Annotated in this window: 12 protein-coding genes; all 12 read right to left on the minus strand. The window is 45.7% G+C overall.

Annotated elements, in window-relative coordinates; genetic code table 11:
* Positions 1-8: 8 nt before the first annotated feature.
* On the minus strand, positions 9-1,028 hold the full coding sequence (gene astA / locus AB6F11_RS09870) for an arginine N-succinyltransferase (RefSeq protein WP_017061116.1): 1,020 nt from the start codon (positions 1,026-1,028) through the stop codon (positions 9-11).
* 107 nt (positions 1,029-1,135) lie between these two features.
* Entirely contained in the window at positions 1,136-2,347 is a 1,212-nt protein-coding gene (locus AB6F11_RS09875) for an aspartate aminotransferase family protein (protein ID WP_102393035.1), read from the minus strand.
* Between the two features lie 464 nt (positions 2,348-2,811).
* Positions 2,812-3,390, minus strand: coding sequence for an aminodeoxychorismate/anthranilate synthase component II (locus AB6F11_RS09880; RefSeq protein WP_009848915.1), 579 nt, complete (start codon positions 3,388-3,390; stop codon positions 2,812-2,814).
* A 200-nt stretch (positions 3,391-3,590) separates the two neighbouring features.
* Positions 3,591-6,185, minus strand: a complete 2,595-nt coding sequence (locus tag AB6F11_RS09885) for an ExeM/NucH family extracellular endonuclease (RefSeq protein WP_102393036.1) — start codon at positions 6,183-6,185, stop codon at positions 3,591-3,593.
* A gap of 385 nt (positions 6,186-6,570) precedes the next feature.
* A complete protein-coding gene (gene trpS, locus AB6F11_RS09890; protein ID WP_016796005.1) occupies positions 6,571-7,587 on the minus strand; it encodes a tryptophan--tRNA ligase in 1,017 nt (338 codons plus the stop codon).
* Positions 7,588-7,737: 150 nt separating this feature from the next.
* Positions 7,738-8,424 (minus strand): phosphoglycolate phosphatase, encoded by a 687-nt coding sequence (locus AB6F11_RS09895; protein WP_017061120.1) that lies wholly within the window; start codon positions 8,422-8,424, stop codon positions 7,738-7,740.
* Positions 8,425-8,526: 102 nt separating this feature from the next.
* Complete coding sequence (gene rpe, locus AB6F11_RS09900; protein WP_010435263.1) at positions 8,527-9,201, minus strand: ribulose-phosphate 3-epimerase; 675 nt, start codon at positions 9,199-9,201, stop codon at positions 8,527-8,529.
* A 200-nt stretch (positions 9,202-9,401) separates the two neighbouring features.
* On the minus strand, positions 9,402-10,250 hold the full coding sequence (locus AB6F11_RS09905; RefSeq protein ID WP_017061122.1) for a Dam family site-specific DNA-(adenine-N6)-methyltransferase: 849 nt from the start codon (positions 10,248-10,250) through the stop codon (positions 9,402-9,404).
* 69 nt (positions 10,251-10,319) lie between these two features.
* Positions 10,320-11,837 (minus strand): AAA family ATPase, encoded by a 1,518-nt coding sequence (locus AB6F11_RS09910; protein ID WP_017068836.1) that lies wholly within the window; start codon positions 11,835-11,837, stop codon positions 10,320-10,322.
* Between the two features lie 79 nt (positions 11,838-11,916).
* Entirely contained in the window at positions 11,917-13,005 is a 1,089-nt protein-coding gene (aroB, locus tag AB6F11_RS09915) for a 3-dehydroquinate synthase (RefSeq protein WP_017061124.1), read from the minus strand.
* A 25-nt stretch (positions 13,006-13,030) separates the two neighbouring features.
* Complete coding sequence (gene aroK, locus AB6F11_RS09920; protein WP_017061125.1) at positions 13,031-13,549, minus strand: shikimate kinase AroK; 519 nt, start codon at positions 13,547-13,549, stop codon at positions 13,031-13,033.
* 176 nt (positions 13,550-13,725) lie between these two features.
* Entirely contained in the window at positions 13,726-15,444 is a 1,719-nt protein-coding gene (locus AB6F11_RS09925) for a type IV pilus secretin PilQ (protein ID WP_032545762.1), read from the minus strand.
* Positions 15,445-15,471: the final 27 nt, after the last annotated feature.

Raw genomic sequence — 15,471 nt, forward strand, 5'->3', positions numbered from 1 at the left:
CGCCGCTCTTACTGAGCCAACATGCGAACGAATTCGCCTTCTTTTACTTCAAGAGCGCTCGCTACTTCAGATGATAAAATCACTGTGTCGCTTGCTTGGTCATACGCACCTTTCGCGGCTACTGCGCGGAAGTTCTCAAACGAGGTATTACCAATTAGGAAGTCTTTAGAGCTAGAGTGCTCTGCAATTTGAACCTGTGCTCGAATTGAGTGACGCACAGATTCGATGTTTCTTAGATCACACTCAACCGTTGGGCCTGCATCAAAGATATCGACATAACCACGGTTGGTGAAACCTTCACGTTCCAGCAACTTAAGTGCAGGGCGCGTATTGTCATGTACCTCTCCGATCACCGCTTGAGCTTCTTTGCTCAGTAGGTTCACGTAGATAGGTAGCTTAGGCATTAGGTCAGCAATGAAGCCTTTCTTACCAATACCGGTTAGGTAATCGGCAAGCGTGAAGTCAATCGAGAAGAAATGTTCTTGCAGCCATTGCCAGAAAGGAGAATTGCCTTCCGCATCTGATACACCACGCATCTCAGCAAAGATCGTTTTTGAGAAACGCTCTGGGTGCTCAGCCATCAGTAGGAAACGACACTTAGACATCAGTCGACCGTTTAAGCCTTTGCGGTAATCAGGACGTAAGAACAGCGTACAAATTTCGCTGCAGCCTGTGTAGTTATTACCAAACGTCAACAGCTTAACCACGTTATTCACTTTAAGGCGCTGTGAAGAGTGAACCACTTTACTGATGTGGTACGAGTAAAAAGGCACATCCCAGCCAATGGAAGCTTCGATACCCGTTGTACCAGCAACTTCGCCAGTTTCAGCGTCGAAACCCACCATTAGATAGCCTTCATCACCGGGTTCGGTCACGTCTGCTTTCGCAAAGCTGTATTCAGAATGGGTAATTCGGTTAGTTAACAATTCTTCGTTAACCGGAAGAGATGTGAATCCATGACCTGATTCAACTGCACAGGTGTGCAGCGCATCGTAATCAGACAGTTTTATTGGGCGAACAACTAGCATCAATATTCCCTCCAGATGCAAAATAGGCCCAAAACCAGAAGCTTGGGCCTTTAGCAGTACGTCATGAGATCGCTCTAATGGCGATCATTCCTATGACGCCGCTCAGGCTAAACTAGCGTAGCGATTGCTTTGTCTAGTGTTGATAAACCTTCTTCAATTTCTTGTTTAGTGATAACCAGTGATGGAGTAAAACGAACCACGTTTGCACCCGCAACCAGTACCATTAGGCCTTGCTCGCCTGCTGCTACTAATACGTCACGCGCACGCCCTTGCCATTCGTCATTCAGTGCAGCACCTAACAATAGGCCTTTACCACGAATCTCACTGAAAATTTGGTATTTGTCGTTAATCTTAGTTAGACCATCACGGAATAGCGCTTCACGCTCTTTTACGCCTTCTAGAGTCTCAGGTTGGCTAACTACGTCAACCACTGCTTCAGCTACCGCACACGCCAGTGGGTTACCACCGTATGTAGAACCGTGCGTACCAACCTTAAGGTGTGTAGCCAGTTCAGACGTCGTCAGCATTGCGCCGATAGGGAAACCGCCACCTAGAGACTTCGCTGTGCTTAGAATGTCTGGCGTCACGCCCAGACCTTGGTAAGCATAGAAGTTACCAGTACGACCATTACCTGTTTGTACTTCATCAAAAATCAACAATGCATTGTGCTTGTCACACAGTTCACGAACCGTATTCACGAACTCAGCCGTTGGAGAGATGATACCGCCCTCGCCTTGCAGAGGTTCCATCATGATGGCACAAGTGCGATCAGAGATATGCGCTTCTAGAGCGGCAATATCGTTGTAAGGTAGGTGAGTTACATCGCCAGGTTTTGGACCGAAGCCATCTGAGTAAGCTTCTTGACCACCAACGGTTACAGTAAAGAAAGTACGACCGTGGAAACCTTGTTTGAATGCAATGATTTCAGATTTCTCAGGACCGTGAACATCCGCAGCCCAACGACGAGCTAGCTTAAGTGCTGCTTCGTTCGCTTCTGCACCAGAGTTCGCAAAGAATACTTTTTCTGCAAAACATACGTCAGTTAGCTTCTTCGCTAGACGCAGTGCAGGTTCGTTAGTCATTACATTACTTAGGTGCCAAATCTTGTTTGCTTGCTCGGTAACAGCATTAACCATTGCTGGGTGACAGTGACCCAAACAGCTCACAGCGATACCACCAGCAAAGTCGATATACTCTCGGCCTTGTTGGTCCCAAACGCGTGCGCCTTCCCCTTTTACTGGGATCATTTCCATTGGGTTATAACAAGGCACCATCACCTCATTAAACAGACTACGTTCTACTTTATTTTCCACTGTCATCGTACATTCCTTCTCGATACCGCAAGCTTCGCAAATAAGCGTAATGGTTCATAAGTGAGACAAAGATATTTTGTCTCGCCATAATCCCGCTGCAGCATTATATTTACATTTAATTAACCTTTTCAATAGTAGATTATTCTTTAGCCATCCCTTACAACCAGCTAAACGTCACTACCTATGACTATTTATGCATCAATTAATCTGTTTTATGAAGCTTTTTTTACCTAAACGTATAACCAGCAACAGCAAAGCCTTACTGGCATTGCGGTATATTGGGTTCGAGACGAAATAACGCGAATAATTTTGCATAGGCTAAAAACTTAGCCTGACGAGGGAGAAATGTTATAAAAAGTGATCGGCGTCAGAGGGATGAAGACGCGTAGCGCCCGAATTTAAACGCTTAACGGGTAATGGAATACGTTAAACTGGCTTATTTAGACGGAGAAAGAGTCAAATTTAAACACTCAGCGTGCTAGGAAGTTAGCGAGAAGCTGGTGTCCTTGCTCTGTTTTAATCGATTCAGGGTGAAATTGCACCGCATCAATCGGCAAGGTTTTGTGTTGATAACCCATGATCTCATCCATGCTGCCATCTTCAAACTCCGTCCAAGACGTCAGCTCAAAGCAGTCTGGTAGCGTGCCATTTTTCACCACGAGTGAGTGGTAACGTGTCACAGTCAGAGGGTTATTGAGACCTTGAAAAACACTCTTGCCATTGTGGCGTATTGGCGAGGTTTTACCGTGCATCACTTGTCTGGCTCTCACCACTTCACCACCAAACACTTGAGCAATGGCTTGATGACCAAGACACACACCTAAGATCGGCAGCTTGCCAACGAAGTGTTCTATAACTTGCAGAGAGATTCCCGCATCATCCGGTGTACAAGGACCCGGCGAGATAACAAGGTGACTAGGATTCAGTGCTTCGATGCCCGCAATATCAATCTCATCGTTGCGTACAACTTTTACAGTTACCCCTAACTCACAGAAATACTGATACAAGTTATAAGTAAAGGAGTCGTAGTTATCGATGATAAGTAACATGAGTCGAAATCGTTTGCTAAATACTAAAGGATTGGGAGATATAGGGGCGGTATTGTGCAATACCCATAGCGAAAGGCAAGTGGAAACTGCATTTCGCCAATAATTAAGGCCAACCTAGGTTGACCTTAATTGTTTACAGATAGCGTTAAGTTATCTGAATTGGCTTGCTTGTATGGCAAGCCAATCTACTTACAGTTTAGCTACTTGCGACGACGCCACATTGCCAGGCCAAACAATGACATCAATGCACCCAAGCCGAATGAACCGCCGACTCTTAACTCAAGAACCGCAGGATCATGATCCGATGAACGGAAGTGATCTTGGTACTTAGGCAGATCGCCTTTGTACTCTTCGTTGTAGTCAAACAACGTCGATTCACCACCATTAATGTGCCAATCGGTAGCATCGACAACCCTATCTTTCAGGCTTTCGCTGATCAACAGGTGATCCAGTGCGCCCACTTCGTCATTGTATGAGTAGCTCCAGCTGTCTGGGTGCTTTTGAGCTACAGCATTAATGTAACCGTAGTTCTTAGTAATCACCGCACCGCTATCACCAAACTGTTCAACACCATCAATGTAAGTGTTACGCGCCGCTTTAATTTGCTTTCCGTATTTCTCTTCAGAGTAATCCGTTAGCACCAACATTGGATCTTCCATGCCATACGAATTCATATCACCCAGGATCACTTTGTGACCTTTGATGCCATCGAGCGCTTCACCTAATGCAACCGCCGCAGCAACACGGAAGTTCTCACATGAACCTTGCTTATCGGCATCAACGCCGCCTTGGCCGCCCTGCTCAATCGGAGCAGCATCTTCCCAACACTTAGAGCCTTTCGATTTAAAGTGGTTGATCGCTACGGTGAGTTTCTCTTTGGTGCCTTTAACTTTAAAGGTTGGCGCCAATGAGTCACGTTGGTAGTTCTTACCGTCTTCAATCACCTTGCCTGAATCGTCTAACACCTCTGGTGCTTGTTGGCTTGGCATCGCGATAACACGGCTGTCTTTAAGCTTAACCACCTTCTTACGGTAGATAACACCCGTTGTGATAACGTCAGTACCAATAGAGTCCATCTCGTCGGTTACGCCGTCTTCGTTCGAGTCGACAGCCACAAAGGTATAACGGTCTTTCTTACGCTCAATGCGATCATTCAGTTGGTTTACAAGTTGCTGAATGGCAGAGCCTTCACCAAAGCCATTGTTCTCAATTTCCATCAAGCCAATGATGTCTGCATCTAAGCGAAGAATCGCGTTCACAATCTTCTCTTGCTGCATCTCAAACTCAGTGATGGTGTTCGCGCCACGGTTATTGCCGTGCTGATTCGCGTCGCCACCAAATGGAGAGTTGAAGTAGTTCAATACGTTGAAGGTCGCAATACGTAGGTCGCCTTCATCCATGTCTGGTTTGTCGGTACGCGGATCGTTACGCACATAGTTTTCAGCCGAGATCTGGTTAGTCGCAATTAAACGGTACTCACCGTAGCTGTAAGTCAGCACGCCTTCTAGGCCAACAATGGTGTCATCAATGCGGATGTAATCTTCTGTTGAACCATCTTGGTCGATATCAGTGCGGCCAAAATCTGGGTAGAAAGGGACTTGTCCATCAGCCGCTTTTTGATCGGTTTCAACGAAAAGACGGCGGTCTGCGTTGTCTTCAGTTTGCTGCTTCGCTTCGTCAGATCCCGCGGCGAAAAGCTGGTTCGGCTGCATGTTAATACGCTCATGCGCCAGTACCATGTTGTTACGACGACCTGCGTAGTCATAACCAAAGGCACGCGTCACACGCATATCAAGCGCTTCGGTTGTTTTCACCAACATGCCTTCGTAGCGTTCAAGCGTTGCAGCGAAGTTCTCGTCACTGTCTAGCACTTCAATCGCCGTAGCTTCAGGTGCCTGCTGCTCGCCCTGTTTTAGCCATTGGTTGTTTTCTACTTTCAGCTGAGTGTGGCTGTAGTATTCTTGAACCTTGCCTTTCACACACACTACATCACCGGCTACTAGCTCTGAGCTCGACTGGTTGGTATGAATAAATAGACCCTCAGAAGTGCTTGAGTTGAAATCATCCTCAAGTGCTTGCAGGTAGAAGCCTTTAGTTAGGCCTGTTGTTACCGCACTTACCACACCTTTTACGAAATATTCATCGTCGGTGATGTATGGGTAGCCATCGATGAATGGCGATGTAGCGCCCTCACCTTGGATTTCTTGAATGGTGGTGAATACTGGGTCAGAGCCATCTTGTGTACAAGTGAACGCTTCTGGCAGTTCAACGCTGTCTAGTGAACCTAGGCCTTCAATGCTGTCTTTTGGTAGCGATACCCATTGTGAAGCATCAAACGTCGCAGAAGGTGTTTGTGTCGCACGAACCAAAGTAACATCTTTGCCCCAGTCCACATCGCCCATCAAACCAACAACATCATGTACCGAGCCGTCTGAATTCAAGATAGCCAGCGGGTCGTCACCATTATGATTGGCGATAGAGGCATTAATGATGTCAGCTTGAGCTTTAATCTCATCACTCGCACTAGAATGTGCGACCACGAGTACTTCACCGGGTGCTAAAACGTGTCCATCTAAAGGTAAAGTGGCACCCCATGATCCGTTGCCATTGGCAGATTTCGCCAATGAGTAACCATCTAAACTAATGCTGCTATCGCCACTATTGGCAATCTCAACCGCTTTGTTATAGCTGCCGCCTTCCACATATTGTGAAATAAACAAATCAGCGTGTGCGCTTGTAGTTAACAAGCTACCAATTGCCACTGCTAGCAATGAAGGTTTGTGTAAAAGAGCCATCCGTTTCACCTGAGTTCATCGAGTTATAGTCACTGCCATCTATGGGCAGTCATGTATTTTGTGGTAACTATCAGGTTTATTTATGAAAGGAATAAGTCAGTTGGCAAGAAAATGAGGAACTTATCACTTTGGAATCATCAATTGTTTGGCACGTTATATATTTCCAACATATATAGAAACGAGTGTAATTTTATAAAGCTTGAGGGTACCAAATAAGATCATCTGCACAGCATTACAGCGATGGATATGCTAGCTAAATACTGGGTAAATTATCAATTCAAACAAGGGGGTTTCGAGGAAGGCAAATGGAATGGGCATGAAAAAGCCCAAAGTAAACAACAGCTACTTTGGGCTCAAATTCTCAAGCGAGTTGTGTTAGTTCACCCTATGGGCGAGTAACAAAACCTACTGCTTCGTATGCTTTTTTCAGTGTCACTGCAGCACGTTCAGAGGCTTTTTCAGCACCGGCTTTCATTACTGCGTCCATGTAGGCACGGTCAGCACGGATACGGTGATATTCAGCTTGAATCGGCTCAAGCATCTCAACCAATGCTGCGCCTACGTCTTTCTTGAACGGACCGTACATTTCAACGCCTTGGTACTGCGCTTCGATCTCTTCGAACGTTTTACCCGTCGCTGCAGAGTACAGACCCATTAGGTTAGAGATACCCGCTTTGTTTTCCCAATCGTGAGCAATGCGTGGTGGTGTTTCTGCATCGGTTTGCGCTTTGTTGATCTTCTTGATGATCGACTTAGGCTCTTCTAGCAGAGTAATCACGTTCTTACGGTTGTCGTCCGACTTAGACATCTTCTTCGTCGCGTCTTGCAGGCTCATTACACGTGCATTCACTGTTGGAATGTAAGGTTCTGGTACTTGGAAGATTGGCGTTTCAGGACCGTAGATGTTATTGAAGCGAGTTGCGATATCACGCGCTAGCTCTAGGTGTTGTTTCTGGTCGCTACCTACAGGTACTTGGTGAGCACCGTAAAGCAGGATGTCTGCAGCCATCAACACTGGGTAGTCGTATAGGCCTACGTTTACGTCGTTTGAGTGACGTGCAGACTTATCTTTAAACTGAGTCATACGGCTCAGTTCACCCATTTGTGTGTAACAGTTAAGAAGCCAACCAAGTTGAGCATGCTCTGGTACGTGTGACTGAACAAATAGCGTGCTCTTCTTTGGATCAACACCGACAGCAAGACAGATTGCTAGTGCGTCTAGAGTCGCTTCATGCAGTGCTTTCGGATCTTGGCGAACCGTAATTGCGTGAAGGTCTACAACACAGTATTGGCAATCGTAATCATCTTGCATCTGTTGCCATTGACGTAGAGCACCCAAGTAGTTACCGATACTTAGTTCACCAGATGGTTGAACACCACTCAATACGATGGGCTTGCTCATGGTTTTAATTCCTTTGCTTATTCGCTAAGTTTATTGAACGCTTAGCTTCTTAACTTAAATATAGAAAAGCCGCACAGCTCTTCTGTACGGCTCATCCAGTGTACTCATTGATAAGTATTTTGCTAGTAGGTTAGCTAACTTTTGTCCGCTTTATGCTGAAACTAGAACGACATCTAGTAATTGCGCGACGTTATCCGCGACATAGTCAGGGTTTGATGCTGAAATCGGCTCGCCGTGGTTATAACCGTAAGTCAGACCAAACGAGTGACAACCTGCATTCTTAGCCGCTTTAATGTCGTTGCTTGAATCGCCAACCATCAACATCTCTTCCGCTTTTACATTGTGCTTTTCTAGCAACCAGTTCAGAGCGACTGGGTTCGGTTTTTTCTCTGGGAAAGAGTCGCCACCCAACACATCAACAAAGTACTTATCAATACCGTGTTGCGCCAGTACGTCTGGTACAAACTTCGATGGCTTGTTGGTAACCAGCGCCATAGTGAAGCCGGCTTTATCCAGCTCAGCCAGCGTCTCTTTAACCGATGGGTAAAGGTGACTTAGCTTGTGACCGCCCTGCTCATAGAAATCATCAAACAGGATGCGTGCTTTTTTCAGTAGCTCTGGCTCTAGGCTTGGGTCAACCGTCAAGTTACGGCTGAGTGAACGTCCGATAAGAACATCAGCTCCATTACCTACGTAGTCGCGAACTTGTTCTTCGCTCACTGAAGGGAAACCCAACTCCTGACAAGCTTGGTCAGCAGCAACGGCCAAATCAGGCACGCTGTCTAACAAGGTTCCATCCAAATCAAAGGCGATCAGTTTTATTGAGCTTAATGACATCTTACTTTCCTATTTATTATGTTCGTCTTATGAGTTGAGCTATAAGACGTAAAAAAGGGGCAAATTAGCCCCTTAATATTCAATCTATCTGTAGTTTTACGATTATGCGTTTACTTTTGCAAGCTCTGCACGCATCTCATCAATCACTTCTTTGTAATCTGGTTGATTGAAGATAGCTGAACCCGCAACGAACATATCTGCGCCCGCTTCTGCGATTTCACGGATGTTATCAACCTTCACGCCGCCATCAATCTCAAGGCGAATGTCACGGCCTGACTCATCAATCAGCTTACGAACAGCACGTAGTTTATCTAGCGTGTGCGGAATGAAAGATTGACCGCCGAAGCCTGGGTTCACAGACATCAGTAGAATCATGTCTACTTTGTCTAGGATGTAATCTAAGCAAGAAAGCGGCGTTGCAGGGTTAAGAACCACACCCGCTTTACAGCCGTGCTCTTTGATTAGCTGTAGAGTGCGATCGATGTGCTCTGAAGCTTCAACGTGGAAGGTAATCATTGATGCGCCGGCTTTAGCAAACTCAGGCACGATGCTGTCTACTGGCTTAACCATAAGGTGAACATCGATAGGAGCCGTAATACCGTAGTCGCGCAGCGCTTTACAGATAGGCGCGCCAAAAGTCAGGTTAGGTACGTAGTGGTTGTCCATCACATCGAAGTGCACAACATCAGCACCAGCTGCGAGTACTTTTTCTACGTCTTCACCAAGACGAGCAAAATCTGCAGACAAAATCGATGGAGCGATTAGAAAATCTTTCATACCAAACCTCTTAAGAGTGAGTAAATTGCGAATATCACCGCCTTGTGACATCTCATATACAAATACAAGACTCAATTCCAAGACTATTTGGTGTGCAATTCTACCTAAGCAACTAAGCAGATCCTAGCAGTTCGAAAGATTAGTTTATGAAAGTACCCGTTGGTCACTCAATTTAATGAGTTCGAGGGTTATGCTGGCCGCTACAATTCTTCTGAAGCGTGTTGCTGGTTTTTCTCTTTATGAAAAAGTGCCAGTAACTCATCGACTTTATTGCGCCCTGCGCCATTACGGCTAATGGTGCGCTTAACCTTGACCACGTTCAGTTCTGCACCATGGTATAAACGGCGCGTTAAGGTGGTGTCATGGTTTGAGATCAAGACAGGGATGCCTCGTTCCATCGCTGCTTTTTCAGCAACATCCGCCAGTGCAGCTTGGTCATCTAAGCTAAAGCCATTACCTGCGTAAGAGGTAAAGTTTGCCGTGTTCGACAGTGGTGCGTATGGAGGATCGCAGTAAACCACACAGCCTTTGCGCGCGCGGCTAAAGGTTTCATGGTATCCCTCACAGACGAAGGTGGCTTTTTTCGCTTTCTCGGCAAAAAATTCCAGCTCAGCTTCTGGGAAGTAAGGTTTTTTATAAGAACCAAATGGAACGTTAAAACCGCCCTTCTTGTTGTAACGACATAGGCCATTGAAGCCAAATCGGTTCATATACAAGAAAGCCAATGAACGATACATGACGTTATCTGTACCATTGAACTCAGCGCGAATATCTAAGAAGGCTTCTTTACGGTTGTTCTCAGGACAGAACCAGCGCTTCGCTTCCGTGATATAAGTTTCAGGATCGGTTTTAAGCAGGTTGTACAGGTTGATAAGATCGGGATTGATATCTGCAAGCAGGTACTGTTCAAAGTCAGTATTCAGAAATACTGAGCCGGCACCGACAAACGGTTCTACCAATTTACGAGCAGGTGGCAGGTGACGTTGGATGTCTTCAACTAGGCCATATTTACCACCAGCCCATTTTAGAAAGGCACGCTGCTTTTTCATTTACTGCTCTATCTATCAACTCAAAAATAAGGCTGCGGAATGTAACATATTTTGAGGCTAAGCTCAGGGTTATTTCGCACGTTCTATCTCTCGATGCACTTGATTCATCGATTTTGCCCAAGGTTCCAACTGTTGAAGGGGTTTTGATAACGCACTTACCGCGTCTCTCGCCACTTGAATCGTTGGGTAATCTTGATAAGTGATAATAAACCACTTGGTGTCGTTGCGAAGTGTTGGGTAAATACGAACCTTGTTCTCAAGGTCATACTCTTCAATGAAAGACTGTACGTCGTCCAATGAGGTCATCGCACTCAACTGCAAAGTATAAGCTCGCGGAGAGATAGCTTGTAACTCTTCGCGAGAAAATGAGAATGTAATTTTCTTAGTCGGTGGCGTGGACTGTGTTAGGTCTGTTGCTTCATCGGCTGAAGGCTGTGACTCCACTTTGTCTGCATCTGATTGCGAACTCACCGCGGCACCTGTGTTTTCTTCAACAGCAGCATCAATCGCACTGGTATCGGCACTTTCAGGTTTATCATCAAGCAAGGCATCAACCACATCAGAGGTGATTACGACACGCTGCTGATCTTGTTCGACTTCTCCAACACTCGCGGTATCTTCAACGACAGTCGGTGGCAAAGATGAGCTGTCGTCATCAGCACCTTGATAACTCATGTCAGCTTCGGCTTCAGAATCGTCCATTCCGTCGATTCCAGCTTGCTCGGTACCACTTTCCACTTCAAAAGTTGGGATAGCTGTCTGTTCAATCGGAGCGATAAGAGATTGCGCTTTATCGTCAGGGGTTGGTTGACTGAACATCCACCAATAACCACCACCAATTAAAATCAACAGCAAGGCCACCACAATCGCGATATTGATGGGTGAGCCAATAATTGAGCGAATAATAATCCTTTTTTCCACTTTCAATTCTCCTAAAGCCATTAACTCACCGGGCAGAGGTTGCGCTTTATTAAACGCACGTCGCACGCAAGTTTCAGACTCATCATCAACATATCGAATCACCAGTGATTCAAAGAAATGTTCAGCTTCTGGTTGCGAAAGGTCATCGATCTCAAGATCGATAGGTTTGTGTTGTTGACCGTAGCTCAAACGCGTTAATAACGTATCTAAGTGGCCAGGTTCCGAGAAGAGAACGATATTGATCGTCCATTGAGGGTTTGATTGAGCTTCCAGTACCAACATCCATAATTCGGATACCAATAGCTCAGAAAGTCGTTGGGCATCATCAACGACGATAACCACATTACACGGTTCTCCATCCAGTAACCTTGTTAGGCTATCCGATAAAGAATCATGTTGATTAAACAGGGGATCAGAAACAATTTGGCTAAGAATGAGCGCACGGCGTTGTTGATCGTCTTGGCTTGGATGACAAAGCAGTAAACACTGATTTTTTTCTGTCGACCATGCTTCAAGATAACGCTGAGCCAACCAAGATCGGCCAGAGCCAGCTTTGCCCGCCACCGTCACAAGGTTTGAACCAAAGTTAGTCAAAAGCTGTAAGCGCTCTAGCAGCTCAACTTGAGATTCTAACTCTAATACTCTTAATTCATGAGCCAAACTCATTGGGGATCCCTACTGATAAGATCGATCAGTAAAACGCTTCAGTTGCCTAGAGTTTAGCTAGGCAACCTCACAACCAAATTTAAAGAGTACGGCAGAAATCGATCGCTTGTTTAATGATGTCTTGAGGCACATCAGCAACCACTTCAGCAGTACCAATACTTGTTGGTAATACCAAACGCAACTGACCAGACAGCACTTTTTTATCGCGCATCATGTGCTTCATAAAGTCTTCAAAAGACATGCTTTCTGGCGTATGGATTGGTAGTTTCGCATTCTTGAGTATAGAAATAATTCGCTCAAGTTGCTGCTGAGAGATCAGTCCCTGTAATTGAGCTGTTTTAGCTGCCATTACAGTGCCTGACGACACAGCTTCACCATGTAGCCAATTACCATAACCTAGTTCTGCTTCAATCGCATGACCAAATGTATGACCTAGGTTCAATAACGCTCTGATTCCTGACTCTTTTTCATCTAGAGCCACCACTTCAGCCTTAATTGCACAACAACGAGCAATCGCGGTAATCAGTGCTTCTTCATCAAGTTGATAAAGTTTCTCTAGATTCTGCTCCAACCAATCAAAGAAGGCTTCATCGTAAATGATGCCGTATTTGATCACCTCAGCAATGCCCGCTGCAAACTCACGCTCTGGAAGCGTTGATAAACAGTTGGTATCGATGATCACAGATTTCGGTTGGTAAAAAGCGCCGATCATATTCTTACCAAGAGGATGGTTTACTGCGGTTTTACCACCGACAGAAGAGTCCACTTGAGAAAGAAGGGTCGTCGGGATTTGAATGAAATCAATACCGCGCTGGTAACAAGAGGCAGCAAAACCGACCAAGTCACCGATAACACCACCTCCTAAAGCAATCACCACCACATCGCGGCTGTAATTTCCTTCAAGCATGTAGCTCATCACTGAATTGAACGTTTCAAGGGTTTTGTACTGTTCACCGTCTGGCAGCTCGAGAAGAGATGTCTGACAGCCGACTTGATCCAATAGCGATAAAATTTTATCAGCATAAAGAGGCGCTACTGTCACATTACTGATAACAACAACTTTCTGCTTACCTGATAAAAAAGAAAGGTACGCCGGGTCTTCAAATAACCCGGCGCCAATAGAGATAGGGTAGCTACGCTCAGCTAGATTGACCGTAATCCGTTCCATGGGTTTGCTCTCCGAAAAAATGAACTTAACGTTCTTCTAGCATTTTTACGATCTGGTTGGCTACCACTTTTGCACTTTGGTCGTCAGTACGAACTGTGTAGTCCGCCACTTCTTCGTATAGTGCGTTGCGAGATACAGCTAGATCTTCTAGCACATCACGCGGGTTGTCTGTTTGAAGTAGAGGGCGTTTCTTGTCGCGGTTAGTGCGAGCAAGTTGCTTTTCAATTGTTGTCTCTAGGTATACAACAATGCCTCGTGCAGATAGACGGTTACGGTTTTCTTTGCTCAACACTGAACCACCACCTGTCGCAAGAACAATACCTTGTTCTTCTGTCAGATCATTGATTACAGATTCTTCGCGCTTACGGAAACCTTCTTCGCCCTCAACATCAAAAACCCATGCGATGTCTGCGCCAGTGCGCTCTTCGATCACAGTGTCAGAGTCTAGAAACTCCATATGAAGTTGGGAAGCTAGGTGTCTACCAATTGTACTTTTGCCGGCGCCCATTGGGCCAACAAGAAAAATATTGCGTTTCTCAGCCATGTTTTTAGCAGTAATTTACAACGTTAATTCAATGACATCGCCACAAGGTAGGTCAGTACAAGTACTGAAATTAAAAGGCCCGTGGCACCGATTCCTCACAGATAATTCGTGATAAGACCCGAAATTATCAAGGTTAGGTGCCACTAATGCAACTTTATTTTTAATCTAATTGTTCATTACTGAATCACAACTTTGGGTGTGACAAAAATAAGTAGTTCACTTTTACCCACATTTTCATAGCTGCGACGGAACAATGCGCCCAAAACTGGCAGGTCCCCCAACAGAGGAACTTTATCCACTGTACTGCTCACGCTGTGCTGAAATATCCCGCCAAGCACGACAGTTTCACCATTATTAACAAGCACTTGCGTACCTATTCTTTGCGTATCAATGGCGACCGCTTCACCGGTTCCAGTTTTTACCACTTGCCCTGGCCTATCTTGAGTCACGCTCAAATCCAATACCAAACGATTATCGGGCGTGATCTGCGGTGTCACCTTAAGACTCAACACGGCTTTCTTAAATGCAACCGACGTAGCGCCACTTGAAGATGACTCTAAGTAAGGAATTTCAGTACCTTGCTCAATATAAGCCGGCTTTTTATTGGTGGTGATTAAGCGTGGACTAGAAATGATTTCAGCTTTTGACTCTTGTTGCAGTGCCGACAGTTCAAGATCGAGTAAGGTATCTGAACCCAGCTTGGCCACCTGAAACGCAATACTCGAGGCGTTCGGCGATGTTGCCCCTAAATTGACGTTGAGATAGTCATCAATCACGCTGCTGCCGCTATCGTCGTCATACGGCGTAATCGCTGATGGGTGGTTACCTTCGATTGAGCCACCAACGGTGAAGCTTCCGTTGGTTGAGGAAACGCCCCAGCGCACGCCAAGCTCATCAAGATTACCCTCAGTAACCGTGACAATACGTGCCTCTATCTGTACCTGCTTCACGGGAATGTCTAACGATTCAATGATGCCTCGGATCACGGCAATGTTTTCTTCCAATTCACGAATGAGCAGTGAGTTGGTGCGCTCATCAATGGTAATCGAACCACGATCGGACAACATGCTGACCGCACCTTCACCTCCAATCATGTCAGCGATGTCGGTGGCTTTAGCAAAGTTAATCTTGATGATTTCCGATTTAAGCTCCCCTAACTCCTCTTCTAAGCGCGATTTCTCTAACGCTTGTTGCTCTCGAAGGTCGAGCTCCGCTTTCGGCGCGACCAAGATAACATTGCCATCAACACGCTTATCCAAGCCTTTAACTTGCAAGATAATGTCGAGAACTTGCTGCCAAGGTACGCCATCTAAGCGTAACGTCAGGTTTCCGGCTACCGAATCAGACACCACGAGATTGAAGTCATTGTAATCGGCAATCAGTTGCAGGACATTTCGTACCGGGATATCCTGGAAGTTAATCGATATCAGCTTGCCCTCTTTCTCTAGAACGCTTTTTTCTTTGGTCGCTTCATCGAGCACCGGTTTGCTGATCACCACCTCAATAAAGCGCCCCTTTAGGTTGTATTCATACTGATAGTCATTGCTAATCGTCGCTAGAAGCCGAGTGCTTGGTGTCTCTTTATAGACTTCAATGCCTTCAACCAAGGTAGCGAAATCCTTCACATCCAGCAGGTAGAGCTTGTCATCATCAACTTGAGTATTGATTAGCTCGATACTTAACCCTTCCTGAGCTCGTTGAACATCCACCACTGCTGTGCTGGTCGCCAGCTCAATAATGATGACGGCGTCTTTATCCTTATTGACCCTAAAATCAATATTCTCCAATTTGTTCGGTAAGCTCTCGGCATGGCTGAGCACGCTAACAACCAACATCACAGACACAGCAAAACCTTGTAGAGCCTTGCTCACTAATCCACTTATTCCTTTAATCATATTTACATCTCATATCCACATCATGTG

The organism is Vibrio sp. 10N.247.311.14, assembly GCF_041467715.1.
In the GTDB taxonomy this organism is placed as follows: domain Bacteria; phylum Pseudomonadota; class Gammaproteobacteria; order Enterobacterales; family Vibrionaceae; genus Vibrio; species Vibrio crassostreae_C.